The organism is Brachybacterium phenoliresistens (assembly GCF_039530785.1).
GTDB classification, from domain to species: domain Bacteria; phylum Actinomycetota; class Actinomycetes; order Actinomycetales; family Dermabacteraceae; genus Brachybacterium; species Brachybacterium phenoliresistens.
Map to the genome: position 1 here is coordinate 365,117 of NZ_BAAAOW010000002.1, position 21,130 is coordinate 386,246.

The window sequence follows — 21,130 nt, forward strand, 5'->3', positions numbered from 1 at the left end:
CTGCGATCCGTGGCCGCCCCCGACGACGAATCGAGCAGCCCAGGCATGTCCATCCAGCACCGCACCGACCTCCGGAACGTCGCGATCGTCGCACACGTCGACCACGGCAAGACCACCCTCGTCGACGCGATGCTCACCCAGGGCGGCGCCCTGGGCGAGCGAGACAAGCACGAGGACCGCGCCATGGACTCCGGGGAGCTGGAGCGCGAGAAGGGCATCACGATCCTCGCGAAGAACACGGCGATCCGCTACACCGGCCCCACCGCGGCCGCCGTCGGCGAGCCCGGCGGGATCACCATCAACGTCATCGACACCCCCGGCCACGCCGACTTCGGCGGCGAGGTCGAGCGCGGCCTGTCGATGGTCGACGGCGTCGTGCTGCTGGTGGACGCCTCCGAGGGCCCCCTCCCGCAGACCCGCTTCGTGCTGCGCAAGGCGCTCGTGGCCCGCCTGCCCGTGATCCTCGTGGTCAACAAGGTGGATCGTCCCGACGCCCGCATCGACGAGGTCGTGGGGGAGTCCACCGACCTGCTGCTGGGTCTGGCCTCCGACCTGGCCGACGAGGTCCCCGACCTGGATCTCGACGCGATCCTCGACGTCCCTGTCGTCTACGCCTCCGGCAAGGCCGGCCGCGCCAGTGCCGAGAAGCCGGCCGACGGCACCCTGCCCGATTCCGAGAACGTCGAGCCGCTGTTCAAGACGATCATCGAGTCGATCCCGGCGCCGTCCTACGACGACGAGGTGCCGCTGCAGGCCCACGTCACCAACCTCGACGCCTCCCCGTTCCTGGGCCGTCTGGCCCTGCTGCGCATCAAGAGCGGCGAGCTGACCAAGGGGCAGCAGGTCGCCTGGTGCCGCGACGGCGAGGTGAAGACCGTGAAGATCACCGAGCTGCTGGAGACCAAGGGCCTGGCCCGCGAGCCGATGACCCGCCCGGCGCGCCCGGGCGACATCGTCGCCGTGGCCGGCATCCCCGAGATCATGATCGGCGAGACCCTCGCCGATGTGGACGACCCGCGCCCGCTCCCGCTGATCACCGTGGACGATCCGGCGATCTCCATGACCATCGGCATCAACACCTCCCCGCTCGCGGGCAAGAACGGCAAGGGCCACAAGCTCACCGCCCGCCAGGTGAAGGACCGCCTGGACGCCGAGCTCGTCGGCAACGTGTCGCTGCGCGTGCTGCCCACCGACCGTCCCGACGCCTGGGAGGTCCAGGGCCGCGGCGAGCTGGCGCTGGCGATCCTCGTCGAGCAGATGCGCCGCGAGGGCTTCGAGCTGACCGTCGGCAAGCCGACCGTGCTGACCAAGGAGATCGACGGGAAGACCTGCGAGCCCGTCGAGCGGATGACCATCGACGTGCCCGAGGAGTTCCTGGGCACCGTCACCCAGCTGATGGCCTCGCGCAAGGGCCGCATGGAGACCATGAGCAACCACGGCTCCGGCTGGGTGCGCATGGAGTTCCTGGTGCCCTCGCGCGGCCTGATCGGCTTCCGCACCCGCTTCCTCACCGAGACCCGCGGCAACGGCATCGCGGCCTCCATCGCGGAGGGCTTCGAGCCGTGGATGGGCCCGATCGAGTTCCGCGCCACCGGCTCCATGGTCGCCGACCGCGCCGGTGCCGTGACCCCCTACGCGATGATCAACCTGCAGGAGCGCGGCTCGTTCTTCGTCGAGCCCACCAGCGAGGTCTACGCCGGCCAGGTCGTGGGGGAGAACTCCCGCAACGAGGACATGGACGTGAACATCACGAAGGAGAAGAAGCTGACGAACATGCGTGCGGCCTCCTCCGACTCCTTCGAGAACCTCATCCCGCCGCGCCGCTTCACCCTCGAGGAGTCCCTCGAGTTCGCCGGCGAGGACGAGTGCGTCGAGGTCACCCCGGAGATCGTCCGGATCCGCAAGGTGATCCTGGACGCCGGCGAGCGGGCCCGCGCCCGCGGCCGCGCCAAGGCCTCCGCGTGAGCGTTGGACCCCGGCCGGCCGCCGTGCCGGAGACGGACATGGCCGCACGCATCATGCAGTGCGTGCTGGCCGGGGTCCTCGCCGCGATCTCCGTGGGACTGCTGGTCTCGCTGCACCGGCTGCAGGTCGACGTCGGGGTCGTGCGCATCCCGGCGGGTCTCCTGCTGGGCGTCCTGTTCCAGGGCGCGGCATCGATCTTCCTGATCTCCGTGACCGGTTCGCGGCTGCCCGCGGCCGTCCTCGCCGCCGCATGGGGCATCATGGTGATGCCGTTCGCCGGTCGCGGCGCCGGCGGCGGGGTCCTGATGCCCGCGGTCATCGCCGAGCAGGCGCAGTACGCCGGATGGATCGTGCAGGGCATCGGCGTCCTGGTCCCGTTCGCCGTCATCGCGGGGGAGACGGTGCGCCGCCGGCGCTCGCGCTGAGCGGGCCGTGCCGGGACGCGTCGTCCCGGCATCTCGACGACGAGGGAGGCCGATGACCACCCGCACCCGCCCCGACTGGGCGACGCTGCCCAACGCCATCACCGTGGTGCGCCTGCTCCTGCTGGTGCCCGTGTGCCGGATGCTCGTGGTCGACGGGCCCGACACCCTGTCGGTCGTGCTGCTGCTGGTGTGGGCGTGCACGGACTGGATCGACGGCCTGCTGGCCCGTGCGCTGGACCAGCGCAGCCGCACCGGCGAGATCCTCGACCCGATCGCCGACCGGATCGGCCTGGTCGGGATCGTCGCCTCGCTGGCGCTCGCGGGCCTGCTCCCCTGGACCGCCCTGGTGATCGTCCTGGTCGTCGACGTGGCCGCGACGGCGCTCGCGGGCGGGGCGGCCATGGGCGGGCGGCTGCACGTCTCGCCGCTGGGCAAGCTGCGCACGTTCATCCTGATGACCTCGGTGTTCCTGCTCGCCGCCGCGGGCGCCTGGGCGCCGTCGCTGATCCCCGGGGTGCTGGCCCTGCTGTGGGCGGGGGTGCTGCTGCACGTCGGGGCCGGGCTGCACTACATCGTCAGCGCCCGCACCGGCCGGCGGCGAGAGGGCCTCAGCGCGGATCGTCCCGATGCCGGCGCACCGGAGCCGGAGGGACCTCCTTCGTCGCCAGGACCAGGCCGCGCAGGACGCTGACCTCGCCGCGACGGGTCATGATGGTGATGGTGTCCGCATCGGCCGCCACCACCGTCCCCAGCGCGTCGGTCATCGACTCCCCGCCCGGGGACGCCTCGCGGTCGATCGCGTGGCGCACCACCACCCGCGTCCCCGGGGTGAGGAAGGGAGCCCAGCCGGGACGCTGCGAGGGGCGGGGGTCTCGGGGATCGCTCACGCCCCCAGCCTAGGCGGGCCGGGTCCGGCGCGGCGCCGGCCCCCGCGGCCCTCGGCGTCCTCCCTGCGGCCCTCGGCATCCGGGCTGAGATCCATGTCATGTCGCGCTCGAGGAGACACGACGTTCACACAGATCCCCGCTCCGCCCCGCACGGTGAGAGGATGGTCTGGCCCCGCCCCGGCTTCCTGGAAGGAACCCCGACGCCATGACCTACGTCATCGCCCTGCCCTGTGTGGATGTGAAGGATCGGGCATGCGTGGACGAATGCCCCGTGGACTGCATCTACGAGGGCAACCGCTCGCTCTACATCCAGCCCGACGAATGCGTGGACTGCGGCGCGTGCGAGCCGGTGTGCCCGGTCGAGGCCATCTACTACGAGGACGACCTGCCCGATGAGTGGGCGGACTACTACAAGGCCAACGTCGAGTTCTTCGACGAGCTGGGAGCTCCCGGCGGCGCCGCGAAGATGGGCGTGATCGAGAAGGACCACCCGCTCATCGACGCGCTGCCCCCGCAGAGCGAGGGCTGAGCCGTGGCCTCGCAGGCCGCTGCGCGCCTCTCGCTGGCCGGCCGCCTGCCGGCCTTCCCCTGGGACTCCCTGGCCGAGGCCCGCCGCCGCGCGGAGGACCACCCCGACGGCATCGTGGACCTCTCGGTCGGCACTCCCGTGGATCCGACCCCGGCGGCCGTCCGGCGCGCCCTGGCCGATGCGGCCGATGCGCCCGGCTACCCGACGACCATCGGCACCGCCGCCCTGCGGGACGCGCTGGTGCGCTTCGTCCGGCGCCGCCGCGGCGCGGGGGAGGACCTGGGGGAGCAGCACGTGCTGCCCACGGTCGGCTCGAAGGAGCTGGTGGCGCATCTGCCGTTCCAGCTGGGCATCGGCGAGGGCGATGTGGTCGCCCACCCCCACATCGCCTACCCGACCTACGACATGGGGGCCCGGTTCGTCGGCGCCCGCGCCCTGCCGCTGGACATGGCCGATCTCGCCGCACGCGGCGATGCGGCCCTGGATGCCGAGGACGCCGCCCGCATCCGCCTGCTGTGGCTGAACAGCCCCTCGAACCCGACCGGCGCGGTGCTCTCGGCGCAGGAGATCTCCGCGATCATCGCCTGGGCCCGCGCGCGTGGCATCGTGGTCGCCTCCGACGAGTGCTACGCCCTGCTCCCGTGGGACGTCGACGCGGTGCCCTCGGTGCTGGACCCGGCCGTCAACGGCGGGGACCTCAGCGGCCTGCTGTGCGTGTACTCGCTGTCCAAGCAGTCCAACCTCGCCGGCTACCGCGCGGCCTTCGTCGCCGGGGACGCGGAGCTCATCGGCGAGCTGACGGCCGTGCGCAAGCAGGCCGGGATGATGCTGCCGGCACCGGTGCAGGCGGCCATGGCGGTCGCGCTGGACGACGACGCCTCCGTCGCCGAGCAGCACCAGCGCTACCGCGACCGGCGCGCCGTCCTGCGTCCCGCCCTGGAGTCCTTCGGCGGCCGCGTCGAGGAGTCGGCCGCGGGACTGTACCTCTGGACGACCTTCGGGGAGGACGCGCTGCGCAGCGTGGGCCGTCTCGCGGACCTCGGAATCCTCTGCGCTCCCGGAATGTTCTATGGTGAAGCCGGGGACGCGTTCGTCCGCGTCGCCCTCACCGCCACCGACGAACGGATCGGGGCCGCCGCGACCCGGCTGGCCTCGCGCTGATCTCGTCACGTCCACAGATCCGACCTGCACAACGGAGAGCCCATGGATCACGCGATCGATTCCGCCCGACTGTCCTACTCGGGGCATGACCTCGACCTCCCCGTCGTCCCTGCCGTGGAGGGCAACTCCGGGATCGACATCGCTCCGCTGCGGAAGACCACCGGGGACGTCACCTACGACCCCGGCTTCATGAACACCGCGAACACGAAGTCCGCGATCACCTACATCGACGGCGACGAGGGGATCCTGCGCTACCGCGGGTACCCCATCGAGCAGCTGGCCGAGCACTCCACCTTCCTCGAGGTGTCCTACCTGCTGATCAACGGCGAGCTGCCCACCAAGGGCCAGCTCGACAACTTCGTCACCCAGGTGGAGCGGCGCACCCTGCTCGACGAGCGGTTCAAGCGGGTCTTCGACGGCTACCCGCGCGATGCGCACCCGATGGCGGTGCTGCAGGCCGGGGTCTCGGCCCTGTCGACCTTCTACCAGGACTCCCTGAACCCGTTCGACGTCGAGCAGACCCGCCTGTCCACGCTGCGGCTGCTGGCCAAGGTGCCCACGATGGCCGCCTACGCCCACCGGATCTCCCAGGGCCACGCCCTGCTGTACCCGGACAACCGGCTCTCGCTGATCGAGAACTTCCTGCGCCTGACCTTCGGCTTCCCCGTCGAGGAGTACATCGCCGATCCGGTCGTGGTCCGCGCCATGGAGCAGCTGCTGATCCTCCACGCCGACCACGAGCAGAACTGCTCGACCTCCGCGGTGCGCCTGGTGGGCTCCGCGCAGGCGAACCTGTTCACCTCGGTCTCCGCGGGCATCGGCGCGCTGTCCGGCCCCGCCCACGGCGGCGCGAACGCCGCCGTCATGGAGATGCTCGACCAGATCCAGTCGCAGGGCATGGACCCGCGCGACTTCATGGAGAAGGTCAAGCGCAAGGAGGACGGCATCCGCCTCATGGGCTTCGGCCACCGGGTGTACAAGAACTACGATCCGCGCGCCCGCTTCGTGAAGAAGATCGCCGACGACGTCCTCGAGCGCCTCGGCGTCCACGACGAGCGGCTCGAGCTGGCGATGAAGCTCGAGGAGATCGCCCTGAAGGACGACTACTTCGTCGAGCGCAAGCTCTACCCGAACGTCGACTTCTACACCGGCATCATCTACAAGGCGATCGGCTTCCCGACGCACATGTTCACGGTGCTGTTCGCCATCGGCCGCCTTCCCGGCTGGATCGCCCAGTGGCAGGAGATGATCCACGACCCGGAGACGAAGATCGGCCGCCCGCGCCAGATCTACACCGGCCACGGGGAGCGGAACTACGTGCACATGGAGTCCCGCACCGGCACCACCGAGCTGCGCCTGGAGCAGCTGCAGGTGGAGCTCGAGGAGGAGCATCGCGCGCACCAGCAGAAGCTCGCGCAGGAGCGCCGCCTGGACCACTGAGGCTGCCCGGGCTCCGGGGTCGCGTCCGGCGCGGCCCCTCGGCGCGCCGGGCCGCGGAGATCCTCCGCCTGCGGCACGAGCCCCCGACCGCGATCGCGGTCGGGGGCTCGTGCCGGCGCCGGGCACCGGCCCGGTCGAGGCTCAGCGCGTCAGCGCGATCCGGTGGGTGGCGCCGCGGCTGCCGCCGGTGGCGACGCGCACCGTCACCGGGTCGAGCGAGAGGACGGCGACGGTGTCATCGGCGGAGGCGACCGACGCGGCGGAGAGCCCCGTCAGGGTCACGGTGGTCTCGGCGGCGGTGCGGCTCGGCTCGCTCACCGACAGCTCGAGGGTCCGCGGCAGCTCGGCCAGGGCCACGCTCGCCGGTCCGCTCGTGGCCAGCCACGGCGTGCTCGCCGCCGCGAAGGCGTTCGCCAGGCGCATCGTGCCCGGGCTGAGGCGCGCGGAGACCGACTGGACGACGCGGTCGTTCGCCACCACCTGCACCCCGCTGCCCTCGGCCGCCTGCTCCGCGAGGCGTCGCGCGGCCCGCACCGAGGCGGTGGGGGCGATGGCCACGGCGTAGGAGGCGTCCTTCGGCGCGACCCCGTGCAGCACCGAGATCTCGGCGTAGGTGACGGTGCGCTGCACGTCGTCCCCGGAGGTGTCGGCCCCCTGGTTGATGTCCCACCAGGAGCCCTGCCGGACGCGGCGGCGCACACGCAGCCTCTGCGGTCCGAGCATGATGTACCCGCCCACGCCCTCCAGATGGACCCATGCCGGGTCCTCGATCTCCGTCCCGGTCTCCTCGGGCACGGCGGCGATCACGGAGCCGTCGGCGCGCAGGGCGGGCGCGCCGCGGCGCAGCGCCCGGTTCTCCACGGTGGTCTCCACCTCGGCTCCCGTGGTGCAGGTGATGCCGGCGCCCAGCATGACGATCAGGTCGCCCAGCAGGAACCAGGACAGTCGCCCGGTGAGGGCCCCGTCATGGTCGGCATGGTCCATGCCCCATGCCCCGTAGGCATCCAGGACGTGCGTCCCACCGGCCCAGGCCGCCGTCGCGCGGGGGATGCCGGTGCCGTCGGCGAGGCCGCTCGCGCGCGGGGACATCTCGACGGTCGTCCCCGGGAGCCGGTACGGGTCGATCGTGGGCCAGTAGTCCACGTCGGTCTGCTGGGGGTCCGCGGCCAGCTGCAGGTAGCTCGCGCCGTCGCCCTGGTACCAGGCGGTGCCGTTCTCCCGATTGCCCCATTCGTACCGGCCGATCCGGGACGAGGACGTGGAGACCGTGAACGCCCAGTCATCGCGGCGGTGGACGAACCGCTCCTGGTCGGGGAAGACGGCGAGTCCCGGCTCGTCGTGCAGGAGCTCGGCCCCCTCGGACTCCGCGGCGATGAAGCGCGAGATCTGTGCGACGCTCGCGACCTCGGCGATGTCCAGCGGCATCGTCGTGATCCAGCCCAGGGCGCGGCCCAGCAGCTGCCGGCGCAGCGCACCGGTCGCTCCCTGCGCCAGCAGCAGGGTCGAGTGCGCTGCGCTGAGCGCGTTGCGCGAGCCGCTGTCCTGCTGGCGGGAGACCGCGCGTCCGCGCACGGTGTCCATCATGACGCCCTGCCAGATGAAGGGGGCGAAGCTGCGCTCGATGGCGTCGTAGATGACGCTCTGCTCGGGATCGGTGACCTCCCAGGTCGAGCCGGCCAGCAGCGGGAGGATCTGGGAGATCCCGGACAGGGCGACGGTCCCGTAGGTGCCGACGTAGGGCAGACGTCCGTGCTGGATGAAGGAGCCGTCCTCGTAGAAGCCGTCGCCGGAGGTCACGTAGCCGAAGACGCTCGCGCCCCCGCCGCCGGCGACGTCGCTGAGGGCGTCGCGTCCCAGCACCAGGTCTGCGGGATCGCGGCGCAGGATCCCCCGCAGCGCGCAGCGCAGGGACTTGTCCACCCGGTTGGCGCCGGTCTCGCGCAGGCTCGTGCCCCGTCCGCGGTAGTTCGGGTCCGGCGCGAAGTGGGCGATCGCGTCCATCAGGGCCAGCAGCAGCGCATCGGGCAGCACGTCATGCAGCAGCACGCCGAGGTCGGTGAGCGCGTTGGGGACGCCGATCTCCCAGAACCACCAGTTGCCGCTGGGGGTGCGACCGGGGTGGTAGCCGTCCCGGCTGACGACCTCCAGCGCGGCGACGAGATCGGCACCGATCGCGGCGTCGCCGTGGATGCGGCAGCCAGGGGTCGCCCAGGCCAGGGCGATCGCCCGCAGCCGACCGAGGGCGAGCGACACGTTCGCCGCGTCGCTGCCGAACGGGGCGTCCGGCCAGAGGGGCGCGGTGGGGGAGAAGCCGGTGAGGGCCCGCTCCGCCGCGGAGTCCTGGCGCTGCAGGGCGGCGCCGATGCGATCGTCCTCGGTCGGGACGTCGCCGCCGGTGAGGAGGTCGAACCAGCGCCGGCGCAGCGCGTCGAGCTCGTCGTCGGTCGACGCGAGGGAGGGAACCGCGGGCTCGGCCCGGGCCGCGGAGGGGCCGCCCAGCGGGGCGGCCAGCATCAGGGCCGAGGCGGCGCCGCCGGCGAGGACGCTGCGGCGGCGGGGCCGTGCGGGGCCTCGGCCCGGTGATCCGGCGGCGGACCGGGGGTCGGGTCGGTGCTCGGGTGCTGCCACGGGCAGGGAGTTCTCGGGCATGCGCGCTCCTGGCGATCGGGCGCAGAGGGCAACGGCCACGGTGCCGCAACCGCTTACCTGCGCGGTGATGCGTGAATCACACCATCACCGCGCACTATCGCGCAAGTGTGGGGCCGTGTCGCGGGGGTCAGCCGCCCACCAGCACGACGACCCGCCCCGCGGCGCGGTCCTCGACCTCGGCCCAGCGGGCATCCTCGCCCTGGACGGACCGGTCCCAGGAGCGCCCGGCGAAGGAGACCTGGACGATGCCGTCATCGGCCGCGCGGGCGACCGCCCAGTTCGCGACCGACCAGCCGAGCGTCTCGTCCCCGCCGACGTCGATCACCAGCGCCGTGGCGCCCGACCCCGCCGGCACGGTCGGGGCGACGGAGCCGGCCGAGGCGAGCTCGGCGGTGATCCGGCCGTCCTCCGCGGCGCGCGGATAGTGCGTGCGCAGCTGCTCGCGCACCTGCTCCGGCGAGACCGTCGAGGAGACCTCGCCGAGGGTGCACACGAGGTTGGGGCCGGAACGGCCGGTGAGCGCGGAAGCGTACAGCCGCCCCTCCGTCTCGTGATCGGCGTAGGCCTCGGGATGCCCGGAGCGCTGCACCGTCTGGGCGGCGTCGTTGATGGACATGTCCTCGTACCCGTCCAGCTCGATCAGGGCGTCGTAGAAGGTGTTGGTCGAGTACACCGGGTCGAGGATCTCCTCCTCGCTGCCCCAGCCCTGCGAGGGGCGCTGCTGGAACAGCCCCAGCGAGTCGCGGTCGCCGTAGTCGATGTTGCGCAGCCGCGACTCCTGGTAGGCGGTCGCGAGCGCGATCGAGGCGGCGCGCGCCGGCAGCCCGCGGTCCACGGCGATCGCGCTGATCAGCGCCGCATTCGCGGTCTGCTCGGTGTCGTAGCGATGCGTGGTGCCGAGCCCCGAGGCGACGCAGGTGCCCACATCGGCCGGATCTCCGTAGCGCGTGAGGGCCACGTAGCTGCCCCCGGCGATGCCCCCGAAGAGGAGGACCATCACCAGGGGCACCACGAGATGCCGCACCGGGGAGCGGCGAGCTGCCATGGGCGGGCTCAGTTGGCGTGCAGGGCGGCGTTCAGCTCGACGGTCTGGCCCGCGCGGGCCACGACCTCGACCGCGCCGGTCACGGAGTTGCGACGGAACAGCAGGTTCGGCACCCCGGAGAGCTCGCGGGCCTTGACCAGGCGGGACTCGGTGCCCTTCTCGCCGACGACGGTCACCTTCGTGCCCGCGGTGACGTACAGGCCGGCCTCGACCACGCAGTCGTCGCCCAGCGCGATGCCGATGCCGGCCTCCGCGCCCACCAGCGAGCGGCGGCCGATGCGCACGCGCTGGGTGCCGCCGCCGGAGAGGGTGCCCATGGTGGAGGCGCCGCCGCCGATGTCGGAGCCGTCCTCGACGACCACGCCCTGCGAGATGCGGCCCTCGACCATGGAGGTGCCCAGGGTGCCGGCGTTGAAGTTCACGAAGCCCTCGTGCATGACCGTGGTGCCCTCGGCCAGGTGGGCGCCCAGGCGCACCCGGTCGGCGTCGCCGATCCGCACGCCGGTGGGCAGGACGTAGTCGACCATGCGGGGGAACTTGTCGACGCCGAGGACGGTGGGGGTGCGGCCCGCGGCGATCAGGCGCAGCCGGGTCTCCTCGAAGCCGGCGACGGCGCAGGGGCCCTCGGAGGTCCACACGACGTTGGTGAGCACGCCGAAGAGCCCGTCCAGGTTCTGCTCGTTGGGCTGGACCAGCCGGTGCGAGAGCAGGTGCAGGCGCAGGTAGGCGTCGGCGGTGTCGGCGGGGGCGGCATCGAGGTCGAGGGCGCGGACCACGACCTCCTGGCGGGTGCCGCGCGCCTCGTCGGTGCGGGCGGCGGCGGTCAGCCGGGCGTGGAGGTCCTCGGAGGCGGGGTCCTCCGGGGCCTCCCCGAGGCGGGGCGCCGGGTACCAGGCGTCGAGCACGGAGCCGTCGGCGGCGAGGGTCGCCAGGCCGATGCCCCAGGCGGCGCGGGCGGTCTGAGCGGCGGAGTCGGTCGCAGAAGTCGTCATGGCGCCGATTCTACGGAGCGCAGGGGAGAGCGCGCCGAGCCGGCCGGGGGAAGATCACGGGATCGGCCTCGGCGGCCGCCCCAGGACCCGGGTCAGGAGGCGTAGCGCCCGGAGGCGACGGCCCGCGCGCGCCGCTTCGCGGCCTCCTCCTCGCGGTTCTTCGGCGGTCGCGTCGCCACGAGGTCGTCCAGCAGATGCCGGGTCGCGTGGGCGATCTCCGCGACGGCCCGGTCGAAGGCGGCCTGGTTGGCCCGGGACGGCCTCGTCGTCCCGGCGATCTTGCGGACGTACTGCAGCGCGGCGTCCTGGACCTCGTCGGCGGTCGCCCCGGGGTCGACATTGTGCAGGGTGCGGATGTTTCGGCACATGCCCGCACGCTACGCCGGGGTGCGGACCCGCGGAAGAGGACCGGGGAGTCAGGCGGAGGGGGCGGAGCGCGGGTCGGCGAGGAGCGCGTACAGGACCGCGTAGTCGGAGACCTCCTCCTCGCCGTCGGCGGGCAGGTCCACCCCCTCCGCATCGCGGTTCAGCCGGTTGAACTCGGCGATCTTGGTCGTGACGAGGGTGGAGAGCTCCTCGGCCTGGGCGCGGGTGAGATGCAGCGTCGTCGCGAAGAGGGAGCCGATCGCGGGCTCGGAATCCTCCCCGGCGGCCGCCCTCCGCGCGGCCTCGGCCACCCATGCGCCGCGGATCCAGTCGATCGCAGCGATCGACATGGCGCCGGTCGCCTCGACGTACTCGCCCTCGTCCACCTCCGGGTCGTTCGCCGCTGCGGCGTGCCGGTCGCTGCGGTAGGAGGACCGGCTGAGCTTCCACACCCGGTCCCGGCGATCGGTCGCGGCCTCCGGCGCCTCGACCACGACCCCGCCGCGCGCGAGGATCCGCAGGTGGTAGCTCACGGAGTTGGCGGGGATCCCGAGGTCCGCGGCGACGTCCGCGGCCCGGGCGGTGCCGCGGCGCCCCACGCGCTCGAGGATCTGCAGGCGCAGGGGGTGCGCCATGGCGCGCATCATGTCGCGCGTCGCGTACTCGGGCTTCTCCTCGATGGGCATGTCCCGAGTCTAGGCGCGGGCACAGGATCCGCACGAATAGTTGCGCAAGAACTATTGCGCAATGGGTGGTGCGGATCTAGGCTTCGGATCATGGACGCCCCCCGCACCCCCACCGCCATCCCCGTTCCCGCCGAGCCCGGAGCTCCCGCGCCGACGCCTCTGCTCCGCAACCGCGAATACCGCATCTGGCTTCTCGGCGACGTGCTGCTGGCCGCCGGCTCCGGCGTCGGCGCCTTCGCCTTCCCGCTCGTCACCCTCGCCGTGACCGGTTCGGCCGCCGCGACGGGACTGGTCGGCCTCGTGCAGGGGATCGGCGGGCTCCTCGGCCTCGTCCCCGGCGGCCTGCTCTGCGACCGGGTCGACCGTCGCCGGCTGCGGGCGCTCGCCGGGCTGCTCGGCGCGCTCCTCCAGGGCACCCTCGTCGTCGTCCTGCTCGCCGGGGCCGGGTCGGTCGGTATCCTCGCCGCCCTCGCCTTCGCCGACCGCTTCCGCGGCGCCCTGCTGGGCGGGTCCACGGATGCGATGCTCAAGCAGATCGTCGCCCCGCGCCAGATCCCGCGGGCCGTCGCCGTCAACGAGGGGCGGGGCGCCGCCGTCGAGCTCGGCGCCGGCCCGCTCGGCGGAGCGCTCCTCGCGCTCGGCATCGCGCTGCCGGCGCTGGTGCAGCTGATCGGCGCCCTCGCCTCGGGGCTGACCACCCTGCTGCTGCGCGGCGACTACCGCCCGCGCGCAGAGGACGCGCCGCGCACCCGGGTGCGCGAGGACCTCCGCGAGGCCGGGGCATGGGTCCTCGCCCAGCCGATCCGGCTCCAGCTCGGCGCCGTCGCCGCGCTCATCAACCTCGGCTCGAACGGGCTGATCCTCACGGTCACCCTGAGCCTCGCCCTCCGGCAGGTGCCGGCCGTGCAGATCGGTCTGCTGTCCTCGGTGCTGGCGGGGTCGATCCTGGTCGGAGCCCTGCTCGCCCCGCGCATGGTCGAGCGCATCCCGACGGGCCTGCTGATCATCGGGCAGATCACGGCGATGGCCGTGCTCGGGCTCGTGCTGGCGCTGACCGATCAGCTGCTGGTGATCGCCGTCGTCTACGCCGCGATCGGGCTCGGCATCGCCCCGCTCAACGCGGCGACCTCGGGCTTCTTCATGCACATCACTCCGGTGGCGATGCAGGGGAGGATCGGGGCGCTGATGGCGCTCGTGGGCACCGGGCTGATGCCGCTCGCCCCCGCGCTCGCCGGCTGGGGGCTCGACGGGATGGGTCGACCGGGGATCATGGCGATCTTCGCGGGGATCTGCGTGCTGGCCGCGATCATCTCGCTGCGGGGTCCGCACCTGCGCACCGTCCCGTCCGCCCGCGGCTGGCAGGAGCACGCCCGCGCGCACGGCCTCCACGCCGCATGAGGCCGGCCGGGCCCGTCGCGGTGACCTCCATCGCGCGCTCCTCCCGCCGGAGGCGCGGAACGCCGGGCGACGCCCGCGAGGGCGCGATACTGGGAGCATGACCGCCTTCGTCGAGACCCGCCGCACCGTCCCCGCCGCGCCCCATCGGGCGGTCGCGGTGATCGGGGCCGGGCCGCGCGGGACGGCGATCGTCGAGCGGCTCGCCGCGGCCTCGCGCACCGATCCGTGGGACGGGCTGCTGACCGTGCACCTGGTGGATCCGCACGTGGGGCAGGGCGGCTCCGTCTGGCGCAGCGACCAGGGCGAGGTCCTGCTGATGAACACCACCACCTGCCAGACCACCATGTATCCCGACGACTCCTGTCATCCGGACCTCCCGGTGGCGCGGCGGGAGACCCTCGGCGACCATCTCGCCGCCGAGGGCCTGGGGCCGACGGACTACGCCCCGCGCGCCGCTCACGGCCGCTATCTCGCCCATGTCCTCGCCGCGGCGGAGGCCGACGCCGATCCCGCGCGGCTGCGCATCGTGCGGCACCGCGCCGAGGCCGTGGACGTCACCGGGGAGCCGGACGCCCCGCAGCGGGTGCGGCTGGACGACGGGCGCGTGCTGACCGTCGACGCCGTCGCCCTCGCGCTCGGCCATCTGCCCACGGCCCTCGGTCCCCGCTCCCTGCAGCTGGCCGATGCCGCCGCCCAGCACGATCTGCTGCACATCGGCCCCGCGAACCCGCTCGAGGTCGACTACCGCTCCCTGCTGGGGCGCGAGCGCATCGCGGTCGCCGGGATGGGGCTGAACTTCTACGACGCGATCGGCATGCTCACCGCCGTCGCCGGCGGGGAGTTCGTCGAGGACGCATCGGCGCCCTCCGGCCTGCGCTACCTGCCCGGCGGGGGAGAGCCGCAGCTGGTGGTCGGCTCGCGGTCGGGGATGATCTACCGGCCCAAGCCCGACCTCGGCGATGCGCTCCCGGACCCGTACACCCCGCGCATCCTCACCGGCGAACGCGTCCTGGAGCTCGCCGTGCGTCCGGCTGGCGTCGACCACGAGCGCGACGTCATGCCGCTCATGCTCGCGGAGCTGCGCGCCGCCCATCGGGAGGCCGGGAACCGCGAGCTGACCACCGACGAGGGGCTGCTGCGCCTGCTGTTCCCCTTCGGCCGGCGCGGCGGCCGCTGCGAGGACGCGCATCGTCGATCGGTCGAGGAGCTCCGGCGCAGCGTCCGCCAGGCGGCCGAGCCCGATCCGGCCTGGGTGCTCACCTTCCGGGTGCTCACCGCGCTGCGGATCCAGGTCAACCGCCTGGTCGACCTCGGCGCCTATACGACCGACAGCGTGCGGCGCGACATCGACGGCCACCTGCGCAACGCCTTCGCCTCCTGGGCCTCGGGGCCGCCGCTGCGCCGGGCGCGCCAGCTGCTCGCGCTGGTCGAGGCCGGGCTGGTGGTCTTCAGCGGCCCCGGCATGGCCGTGACCGTCGACCCGGACCGCGGGCGCTTCGTGGTGCGCAGCGGCGCGGAGGGCCTCGAGCACCTCTGCGACGGCGTCCTGGAGGCGCACCTGCCTCCCGTGGACCTGCCCGCCTACCGCAGCGCGCTGATCGGGGCGTGGCGCGAGCGCGGAGAGGTGCAGAAGGACTCGTGGAGCTCGCGCGGCAGCGGCACGCGCGTGCTGACCGGATCGATCGCGGTCGACGGCCTGTATGCGCCGATCGCCGTGGACGGCCGGGTCTTCGAACGGCGCTTCCTGGTCGGCATTCCCGTCTCGACCGCGCAGCCGGGCTCGGCCATCACCGCGCAGCCCGGATCCTCCGCCCAGCTCCTGCGCCACGCCGAGGCGGTGGCCGTGCGCCTGGCGCGCATGGGCGGCGTGCTCCCGCCGGAGGGCGCCGACGCCGCCGGCCCCGCGCCCCTGTCCGGTGCTCCCGTCCCCAGCACCGAGCCCGCGCCCGTCCCCGAGGCCTCGCCGCCGCTGGGCCGGGCGCAGGAGCGCGCCGAGGCGGAGCAGGACGAGGTCCCCTGGGCCCTGCAGCTGGTGGTGCTGCGGGACAAGCATGACCTCGCCGAGGAGGAGGACGTGGCCGAGACCGCCGCCCGCGCCGTGGTCGCGATGCTGGACGACGAGCGCGCCCGCCCCGGCGGCCCCTGGCACGCCGAGATCTCGCGGTGGGCGGACGGCGGCCGGATCCGCAAGCTGGTGCGGCGCGCCGACGGCAAGCGGTGGCGCGACGTGCAGGAGCTGCCCGGGGTCACGGTGGCCTCGCAGACCGGGCGCGCCGCCGTGCGCGCCCTCGTGCCGGGCCCCACCCGCCCGCTGCCGAAGGCCCTGGACAAGCTCCAGGTCGGCGGGACCACCTTCCCGCGCCGTGCGCAGGCCGAGGGCGGGGAGGGCGGCTGCGCGGATCCCGGCGCGGCCGGGGACGGCGCGGCCGAGGGCGCGACCGTGGTCATCGAGGCGAGCCCGCTGATCGAGATGACCAGCGGCAAGCTCGCGGCGCAGGCCGCCCACGCCGCGCAGCTCGCCTACTCCGCCATGGACGAGACGGCGCGTGCGGCCTGGCGGTCCGGTGGATTCCGCGTGCGCCTGGAGCGGCCGAGCGCCGCGCGATGGGCCGCGACGACCCGGCCGGTGCAGGTGATCGACGCCGGCTTCACCGAGCTCGACGGCCCGACGGAGACCACCCGCGCCCGCTGGTGAGCCTCCCGCCGGGCCCGCGGCGCCGTCCCGCGGCGCCCGGCGCCGTCCCGAGCAGCCGCCCGGGACGCCGTCAGCGCAGGCGCACGGCCGGGGTGCCGTACAGCTCGAGCGCCAGGGCGGAGACCATCTCGGTGTGGTCCGCGTCGGTGAGGTTGTAGGTGATCAGCGCCCCGTAGTCCTCCTCGACGGTGCGCCGCGCGAGCTCGACGGCCCGGTCCACGGGCGTCGCGGTGATGTCCACCGCCGCGGGGGCGAGCCGGGAGGGCTCCATGCCCTCGATCTGCGGCGGGCGCCAGCTGCCGTAGTACGGGTTCCAGGCGTAGTCGAGCACGTCGCCCAGGCGCACGCCGTCGTGCTCGGTCCGCTCGGCCGCAGGGCCGATGTCGTACAGGGTGATCAGCTTGTCGGCCGGCAGGCGCCGGTCCAGCGCGGTCACGAGCTGCACGAAGGAGCTGTCGTTCGGCTGCCCGGTGCCGTTCTCGCCGTACTTCGCCCATTCGTCGTCGAAGTCGATGCCGTCCAGCCGGTATCGCTGGACGACGTCGGCCAGCTGGCGGGCGAAGTCGTCGGCCGCGGCGGCGTCGGGGAAGTTGGCGAAGCCCGCGCCCTGGTGGTTGCCCAGGACGGAGAGGACCACGCGGATCCCTCGGCGCTGGAGGGGCCGGATCTGGGTCTCGGCGTCCGCGAGGACGGCGGTGACCCGGTCGTTCAGGTGCAGGTACGCGGCGGTGCCGTCGTAGTTGATGTTCGCGGCGAAGATCATGGCCACGTCGAAGACGGGAGTGCGCGTGCCGGAGAGCACGTAGTCGCCGACGCTGGCCAGGGGATTGCTGTTGACCTCGACGTAGGCGACCGAGAGCGGTCCCTTCTCGCGGCCGAGGTGGAGGCCCTTGTCGGCCGGCAGCGGGGACGCCGCGGCGGACGAGCCGGCCAGCAGCGCGGCGCCGGTGGCGGGCACGAGCGCGAGGGCGGCGCGGCGGCTGAGCCGGCGCCGCACGGGGTGGGAGGGAGGCGGGGTCATGGAGTGCTCCTCATCGAGCGAAGACGGCGGCGGGGCCATCCCGCCGCCCCCGCCGACTTTAGCGCTTAAGCGGTTGCTGTCGCCCGGGTTCCGTCGGATCCGCCTCGCATCCCGCGGGCCGGCGCCGGCCCGCGGCGGGCCCTGCCCGCCTCCGCGGCCGCCGTCCCGCGCCGTGGCAGGATGTCGGCCATGACCTCCGCTGATCCCACCGCTCCCGCCGTCCTCGACCCGCGCGCCGACATCGTCGAGCTCACCGCCGCGATCGTCGACATCGAGTCCGTCTCCGGGAACGAGAAGGCGCTCGCCGATGCCGTCGAGCTGGCCCTGAAGCTCCATGCCCCGCACCTGAGCGTCCTGCGCGACGGGGACACGGTCATCGCCCGCACCGAGCTGGGCCGGGCGCAGCGGGTGGTGCTGGCCGGGCACCTGGACACCGTCCCGGTGGCCGACAACCTCCCCTCCCGCCGCCGGGTCCGCGAGGGGCGCGAGGAGCTGGTCGGTCGCGGCACCTGCGACATGAAGGGCGGGGTGGCCGTGTTCCTGGCCCTCGCCGTCGAGGCGTCGGACCCGCCGGTCGATCTCACCTGGATCTTCTACGACCACGAGGAGGTCGCGGCGGCGGACAACTCCCTCACGCGGATCGCCGCCGAGCATCCCGAGCACCTGCGCGGGGACTTCGCGATCCTCGGGGAGCCGACCTCCGCCGGGGTCGAGGGCGGCTGCAAGGGGACCATGAAGCTCGAGGTCACCGCGCGGGGCGTGGCCGCGCACTCGGCGCGCGACTGGGTGGGCGTCAACGCCGTCCACCGCCTCGCCCCCGTGCTCGAGCGCCTCGCCGGCTACCGGGCGCGGCGGGCCGTGATCGACGGGCTGGAGTACCGCGAGTGCCTCAACGCCGTCGCGATCGACGGCGGGATCGCCGGCAACGTGATCCCCGACCGCGCCCACGCGACGCTCAACTACCGCTTCGCTCCCGACACCTCCGTCGAGCAGGCGGAGGCGCACGTGCGCGAGGTCCTGGCCGGCCTCGACGTGGAGATCGAGGTCTCCGATGCCGCCGCCGGGGCGCTGCCCGGCCTGGACAGCCCCGCCGCGCAGGAGTTCCTGGCCGCGCTCGGCGGCGACGTCCCCGTCGCCGCCAAGCAGGGGTGGACCGATGTGGCGCGCTTCAGCGCCCTGGGCACCCCGGCGGTGAACTTCGGCCCCGGGGATCCGCTGCTCGCGCACACCGACGACGAGCACGTCCCCACCGAGGACCTGCGCATCGCCCTCGCCTCCCTGCGACGCTGGCTCGGACTCCCGGGCGCGGACGCTACCCTCGCCTCATGAACCCGGAGGACTACCGCAAGGGCCCGGTGACGCTGCGGGGGACGCAGCGACCGGACCGCACCACCGATCAGCGCCTCCTGGAGAACGCGGGCGGCGCCGACTGGCTCCACGCCGACCCCTGGCGGGTGCTGCGCATCCAGGCCGAGTTCGTGGAGGGCTTCGGCGCCCTCGCCGAGCTCGGGCCCGCCGTCTCCATCTTCGGCTCGGCGCGCACGCCCCCGGGCCATCCGCACTATGCGGCGGCCGAGGAGATCGCCGCCGGCATCGTCCAGCTCGGCTACGCGGTCATCACCGGCGGCGGGCCCGGCATCATGGAGGCCGGGAACAAGGGCGCCAAGGAGGCCGGGGGCGTGAGCGTCGGCCTCGGCATCGAGCTCCCGTTCGAGCAGGGCATGAACCAGTACGTGGACCTCGGCGTCGACTTCCGGTACTTCTTCACCCGCAAGACGGTCTTCGTGAAGTACTCCAGCGGCTTCGTCGTGCTGCCCGGCGGGTTCGGCACCCTGGACGAGCTCTTCGAGGCGCTGTGCCTGATGCAGACCCACAAGATCGACATGTTCCCGCTGATCCTGGTGGGCCGGGACTACTGGCAGGGCATGATCGACTGGCTGTCCTCGACCGTCCTCGAGCATGAGGTGATCTCCCCGCAGGACCTCGACATCCTGCGCATCGTGGACACCGCCGAGGAGGCCCTGCAGGCGCTGCGCGAGGTGAGCGGGAAGGCGCCCTGATGACCGCGGTCTCCTTCGGGGTGGTGCTGCTGCTCGTGCTCGCCGCCGTGGTCGCGGGCCTCATGGTGCTCGCCGCGACGGGCAGGCTCGAGCTGGGCATGGATGCTCCCGAGCCGTGGCGGCGGCGCCCGGCCCTGCGGCCCTCCGCGCCCCCGTCCGAGGCCGCCGATCCGGCCGCCGTTGACCGCCCGGAGCGACCCCCGGAGTGACGCCATGCACACCTCGGCGGCAAAACCTGGGATAATGGTCAGGAGAACGTGCCTCCCGGGCGCCGATGCGGCGCCCGGCGGGCAACACAGAACAGAGGAAGGCACGCTCATGGCTGCTATGAAGCCGCGTACTGGCGATGGTCCGCTCGAGGTCGTTCAGGAGGGGCGCAGCATCATCATGCGCGTCCCGCTGGAGGGCGGAGGACGCCTCGTGGTGGAGATCGACAAGGCCGAAGCGGCTTCGCTCCGCGACGCCCTCGAGGGTGTGATCACGGCGTGAGATACGCCTGATCCCTGGAGAGCCAGGGCGCACGGGACCCGTTCCGCAGGCACCGACGGTGCGCGGGGCGGGTCTTTGTCGTGCCTGCGGCGGGCCTGTCAGGGGCGGAGGATCGCGGCGAGGACGCCGTCCCCGCTGGGCACCAGCGCCGGCAGCAGGGTCCTCTCCTCGGCGATGCGGCGCAGCAGCGCCCGCACCGCCTTCGTGGTCGCGTCGCGGCTGGCAGGGTCCGCCACCCGGTCGTGGTAGAGCGCATGGTCCACCACCAGCGCCCCGCCGGGGCGCAGCAGCCGCAGCGCGTGGCTGAGCAGGACGTCCGCCTGCGGGGCATCGGCCCGCAGGACCACCAGATCGTAGGCATGATCGGTCAGGCGACCGATCACCTCGGGCGCGCGCCCGGCGATGGTGCGCACGCGGGTGTGGCGCACCCCGGCCTCGGCGAAGGACTCCCGCGCCGCGCGCTGGTTCTCCACCTCCGTGTCGATGGTGGTGAGCACCCCGGCCGGGTTCATCCCCGACAGCAGGTACAGGGACCCGACGCCCGCCCCGGTGCCGACCTCGACGACGGCCCGCGCGTCCAGGGCCGCGGCCAGCAGCCGCATCACGGCACCGGCTCCGGGCAGGACGGGGGCCACGCCCAGCTCGCTGCCGCGCTCGCGCGCCCGGGCCAGCACGCTCTCGTCGGCGAAGATCGACTCCTCGTCGACGAACGCCTCGCCGTGGGCCCAGCTGGCGACCTTCCCCGATGCCATCGACGCCGTCCTTCCTCGTAGGTCAGGCCCCAGAGTACGACAGCGGTGGAGCTCCCAGCTCCACGGGCCGTGGCCTCTGCCATAATGAACGCCGGGCCGGACGCATCCGCCGGTCCTGAGGCGCGACGACAGGTGGGAACGTGGAGTTCTTGGGATTGGGCGGCTGGGAGCCAGTCGTCCTGCTGATCGTCTTCCTGGTGATCATCGGCCCGCAGCGCCTCCCCGAGTACACCCGGAACGTGGTGCGCATGGTGCGCCGGGCCCGCCGCTGGGTGGACGATTCGCGGGAGACGGTCGAGAGCGAGATGGGCATCGCCGTCGATGACCTGCGCAAGTACGATCCGCGACAGTACGATCCCCGCCGCATCATCCGCGAGGCCTGGGGCGACACGAGCCCGGAGGACATCCTGCCCGACAAGGAGGCGCTCGCCGTGGGCGCCGCCGGGGCGGCGGCCAAGAAGACCGGCAGCAGCCGCAGGAAGAAGGACACCGGCCCCCAGCGGGCCCCCTTCGACGACGAGGCGACCTGATCCCCCCGACGAGCGACCCGGGCCCGGGGATCCGACCCCG

At 73.5% G+C, this 21,130-nt stretch carries 21 protein-coding genes; 13 read left to right on the top strand and 8 right to left on the bottom strand.

Annotated elements, in window-relative coordinates; genetic code table 11:
- Window positions 1-45: 45 nt before the first annotated feature.
- Genes typA through ABD234_RS06090 form a run of 3 tightly spaced genes read left to right on the top strand, consistent with a single transcriptional unit; the run spans window position 46 to window position 3,081 of the window.
- A complete protein-coding gene (gene typA, locus ABD234_RS06080) occupies window positions 46-1,965 on the top strand; it encodes a translational GTPase TypA (protein ID WP_038373077.1) in 1,920 nt (639 codons plus the stop codon).
- 38 nt (window positions 1,966-2,003) lie between these two features.
- On the top strand, window positions 2,004-2,390 hold the full coding sequence (locus ABD234_RS06085; RefSeq protein WP_038373076.1) for a hypothetical protein: 387 nt from the start codon (window positions 2,004-2,006) through the stop codon (window positions 2,388-2,390).
- 52 nt (window positions 2,391-2,442) lie between these two features.
- On the top strand, window positions 2,443-3,081 hold the full coding sequence (locus tag ABD234_RS06090; RefSeq protein ID WP_084148529.1) for a CDP-alcohol phosphatidyltransferase family protein: 639 nt from the start codon (window positions 2,443-2,445) through the stop codon (window positions 3,079-3,081).
- On the opposite strand, the gene ABD234_RS06095 is transcribed toward ABD234_RS06090, so the two are convergent.
- Window positions 2,999-3,277: an acetyltransferase gene (locus ABD234_RS06095; RefSeq protein ID WP_084148528.1), complete on the bottom strand. Its 279-nt coding sequence runs from the start codon at window positions 3,275-3,277 to the stop codon at window positions 2,999-3,001. The two genes, ABD234_RS06090 and ABD234_RS06095, sit on opposite strands and share 83 nt — an antisense overlap.
- 205 nt (window positions 3,278-3,482) lie before the next feature.
- Here ABD234_RS06095 and fdxA point away from each other — a divergent pair, with 205 nt between their 5' ends.
- The 3 genes from fdxA to ABD234_RS06110 are packed head-to-tail and all read left to right on the top strand — an operon-like array spanning window position 3,483 to window position 6,407.
- On the top strand, window positions 3,483-3,806 hold the full coding sequence (gene fdxA / locus ABD234_RS06100; protein WP_038373074.1) for a ferredoxin: 324 nt from the start codon (window positions 3,483-3,485) through the stop codon (window positions 3,804-3,806).
- A 3-nt stretch (window positions 3,807-3,809) separates the two neighbouring features.
- Complete coding sequence (gene dapC, locus ABD234_RS06105; RefSeq protein WP_084148527.1) at window positions 3,810-4,967, top strand: succinyldiaminopimelate transaminase; 1,158 nt, start codon at window positions 3,810-3,812, stop codon at window positions 4,965-4,967.
- Window positions 4,968-5,009: 42 nt separating this feature from the next.
- Window positions 5,010-6,407 carry a citrate synthase gene (locus ABD234_RS06110; RefSeq protein ID WP_084148526.1) on the top strand — a complete coding sequence of 466 codons (1,398 nt, stop codon included), beginning with the start codon at window positions 5,010-5,012 and terminating at the stop codon, window positions 6,405-6,407.
- Between the two features lie 141 nt (window positions 6,408-6,548).
- Here ABD234_RS06110 and ABD234_RS06115 read toward each other — a convergent pair whose 3' ends face one another.
- The 5 genes from ABD234_RS06115 to ABD234_RS06135 all read right to left on the bottom strand — a co-directional run bounded on the left by ABD234_RS06115 (window position 6,549) and on the right by ABD234_RS06135 (window position 12,145).
- A complete protein-coding gene (locus ABD234_RS06115) occupies window positions 6,549-9,056 on the bottom strand; it encodes a polysaccharide lyase 8 family protein (protein WP_051486918.1) in 2,508 nt (835 codons plus the stop codon).
- A gap of 127 nt (window positions 9,057-9,183) precedes the next feature.
- Complete coding sequence (locus tag ABD234_RS06120; RefSeq protein ID WP_038373073.1) at window positions 9,184-10,101, bottom strand: hypothetical protein; 918 nt, start codon at window positions 10,099-10,101, stop codon at window positions 9,184-9,186.
- An 8-nt stretch (window positions 10,102-10,109) separates the two neighbouring features.
- Entirely contained in the window at window positions 10,110-11,093 is a 984-nt protein-coding gene (dapD, locus tag ABD234_RS06125) for a 2,3,4,5-tetrahydropyridine-2,6-dicarboxylate N-succinyltransferase (RefSeq protein WP_038373071.1), read from the bottom strand.
- Window positions 11,094-11,185: 92 nt separating this feature from the next.
- Window positions 11,186-11,461, bottom strand: a complete 276-nt coding sequence (locus ABD234_RS06130; protein ID WP_038373070.1) for a DUF2277 domain-containing protein — start codon at window positions 11,459-11,461, stop codon at window positions 11,186-11,188.
- Between the two features lie 48 nt (window positions 11,462-11,509).
- Window positions 11,510-12,145 (bottom strand): ArsR/SmtB family transcription factor, encoded by a 636-nt coding sequence (locus ABD234_RS06135; protein WP_051486917.1) that lies wholly within the window; start codon window positions 12,143-12,145, stop codon window positions 11,510-11,512.
- Between the two features lie 90 nt (window positions 12,146-12,235).
- On the opposite strand from ABD234_RS06135, the gene ABD234_RS06140 reads away from it, so the two are divergent.
- The gene (locus ABD234_RS06140; protein WP_038373069.1) at window positions 12,236-13,543 is read left to right on the top strand and encodes an MFS transporter; all 1,308 of its coding nucleotides are present in this window, start codon (window positions 12,236-12,238) and stop codon (window positions 13,541-13,543) included.
- Between the two features lie 97 nt (window positions 13,544-13,640).
- Window positions 13,641-16,238: an FAD/NAD(P)-binding protein gene (locus ABD234_RS06145; RefSeq protein WP_156954144.1), complete on the top strand. Its 2,598-nt coding sequence runs from the start codon at window positions 13,641-13,643 to the stop codon at window positions 16,236-16,238.
- 70 nt (window positions 16,239-16,308) lie between these two features.
- On the opposite strand, the gene ABD234_RS06150 is transcribed toward ABD234_RS06145, so the two are convergent.
- Window positions 16,309-17,259, bottom strand: a complete 951-nt coding sequence (locus tag ABD234_RS06150) for an endo-beta-N-acetylglucosaminidase H (RefSeq protein ID WP_038373068.1) — start codon at window positions 17,257-17,259, stop codon at window positions 16,309-16,311.
- Between the two features lie 189 nt (window positions 17,260-17,448).
- Between ABD234_RS06150 and dapE the strand changes: the two genes are divergently transcribed.
- The 4 genes from dapE to ABD234_RS06170 all read left to right on the top strand — a co-directional run bounded on the left by dapE (window position 17,449) and on the right by ABD234_RS06170 (window position 19,808).
- A complete protein-coding gene (gene dapE, locus ABD234_RS06155; RefSeq protein ID WP_038373067.1) occupies window positions 17,449-18,588 on the top strand; it encodes a succinyl-diaminopimelate desuccinylase in 1,140 nt (379 codons plus the stop codon).
- Window positions 18,585-19,319, top strand: a complete 735-nt coding sequence (locus ABD234_RS06160) for an LOG family protein (protein ID WP_038373065.1) — start codon at window positions 18,585-18,587, stop codon at window positions 19,317-19,319. The genes dapE and ABD234_RS06160 overlap by 4 nt, the downstream gene beginning before the upstream one ends.
- On the top strand, window positions 19,319-19,528 hold the full coding sequence (locus tag ABD234_RS06165) for a hypothetical protein (RefSeq protein ID WP_038373063.1): 210 nt from the start codon (window positions 19,319-19,321) through the stop codon (window positions 19,526-19,528). The genes ABD234_RS06160 and ABD234_RS06165 overlap by 1 nt, the downstream gene beginning before the upstream one ends.
- A 109-nt stretch (window positions 19,529-19,637) precedes the next feature.
- Window positions 19,638-19,808 carry a DUF3117 domain-containing protein gene (locus ABD234_RS06170; protein WP_084148525.1) on the top strand — a complete coding sequence of 57 codons (171 nt, stop codon included), beginning with the start codon at window positions 19,638-19,640 and terminating at the stop codon, window positions 19,806-19,808.
- A gap of 98 nt (window positions 19,809-19,906) precedes the next feature.
- On the opposite strand, the gene ABD234_RS06175 is transcribed toward ABD234_RS06170, so the two are convergent.
- Entirely contained in the window at window positions 19,907-20,560 is a 654-nt protein-coding gene (locus ABD234_RS06175; RefSeq protein ID WP_038373062.1) for an O-methyltransferase, read from the bottom strand.
- Window positions 20,561-20,700: 140 nt separating this feature from the next.
- Here ABD234_RS06175 and ABD234_RS06180 point away from each other — a divergent pair, with 140 nt between their 5' ends.
- Window positions 20,701-21,090 (top strand): twin-arginine translocase TatA/TatE family subunit, encoded by a 390-nt coding sequence (locus ABD234_RS06180; RefSeq protein ID WP_051486916.1) that lies wholly within the window; start codon window positions 20,701-20,703, stop codon window positions 21,088-21,090.
- Window positions 21,091-21,130: the final 40 nt, after the last annotated feature.

What these genes read in the sequence shown, in the direction of transcription:
- ABD234_RS06175 (WP_038373062.1), bottom strand. Translation starts at nt 20,560, where the DNA reads ATGGCATCGGGGAAGGTCGCCAGCTGGGCCCACGGCGAGGCGTTCGTC.
- ABD234_RS06140 (WP_038373069.1), top strand. Translation starts at nt 12,236, where the DNA reads ATGGACGCCCCCCGCACCCCCACCGCCATCCCCGTTCCCGCCGAGCCC.
- ABD234_RS06145 (WP_156954144.1), top strand. Translation starts at nt 13,641, where the DNA reads ATGACCGCCTTCGTCGAGACCCGCCGCACCGTCCCCGCCGCGCCCCAT.
- ABD234_RS06165 (WP_038373063.1), top strand. Translation starts at nt 19,319, where the DNA reads ATGACCGCGGTCTCCTTCGGGGTGGTGCTGCTGCTCGTGCTCGCCGCC.
- ABD234_RS06150 (WP_038373068.1), bottom strand. Translation starts at nt 17,259, where the DNA reads ATGACCCCGCCTCCCTCCCACCCCGTGCGGCGCCGGCTCAGCCGCCGC.
- dapE (WP_038373067.1), top strand. Translation starts at nt 17,449, where the DNA reads ATGACCTCCGCTGATCCCACCGCTCCCGCCGTCCTCGACCCGCGCGCC.
- ABD234_RS06135 (WP_051486917.1), bottom strand. Translation starts at nt 12,145, where the DNA reads ATGCCCATCGAGGAGAAGCCCGAGTACGCGACGCGCGACATGATGCGC.
- ABD234_RS06110 (WP_084148526.1), top strand. Translation starts at nt 5,010, where the DNA reads ATGGATCACGCGATCGATTCCGCCCGACTGTCCTACTCGGGGCATGAC.
- typA (WP_038373077.1), top strand. Translation starts at nt 46, where the DNA reads ATGTCCATCCAGCACCGCACCGACCTCCGGAACGTCGCGATCGTCGCA.
- ABD234_RS06085 (WP_038373076.1), top strand. Translation starts at nt 2,004, where the DNA reads ATGGCCGCACGCATCATGCAGTGCGTGCTGGCCGGGGTCCTCGCCGCG.
- fdxA (WP_038373074.1), top strand. Translation starts at nt 3,483, where the DNA reads ATGACCTACGTCATCGCCCTGCCCTGTGTGGATGTGAAGGATCGGGCA.
- ABD234_RS06160 (WP_038373065.1), top strand. Translation starts at nt 18,585, where the DNA reads ATGAACCCGGAGGACTACCGCAAGGGCCCGGTGACGCTGCGGGGGACG.
- ABD234_RS06090 (WP_084148529.1), top strand. Translation starts at nt 2,443, where the DNA reads ATGACCACCCGCACCCGCCCCGACTGGGCGACGCTGCCCAACGCCATC.
- ABD234_RS06120 (WP_038373073.1), bottom strand. Translation starts at nt 10,101, where the DNA reads ATGGCAGCTCGCCGCTCCCCGGTGCGGCATCTCGTGGTGCCCCTGGTG.
- ABD234_RS06130 (WP_038373070.1), bottom strand. Translation starts at nt 11,461, where the DNA reads ATGTGCCGAAACATCCGCACCCTGCACAATGTCGACCCCGGGGCGACC.
- ABD234_RS06170 (WP_084148525.1), top strand. Translation starts at nt 19,638, where the DNA reads ATGGCTGCTATGAAGCCGCGTACTGGCGATGGTCCGCTCGAGGTCGTT.
- dapD (WP_038373071.1), bottom strand. Translation starts at nt 11,093, where the DNA reads ATGACGACTTCTGCGACCGACTCCGCCGCTCAGACCGCCCGCGCCGCC.
- ABD234_RS06115 (WP_051486918.1), bottom strand. Translation starts at nt 9,056, where the DNA reads ATGCCCGAGAACTCCCTGCCCGTGGCAGCACCCGAGCACCGACCCGAC.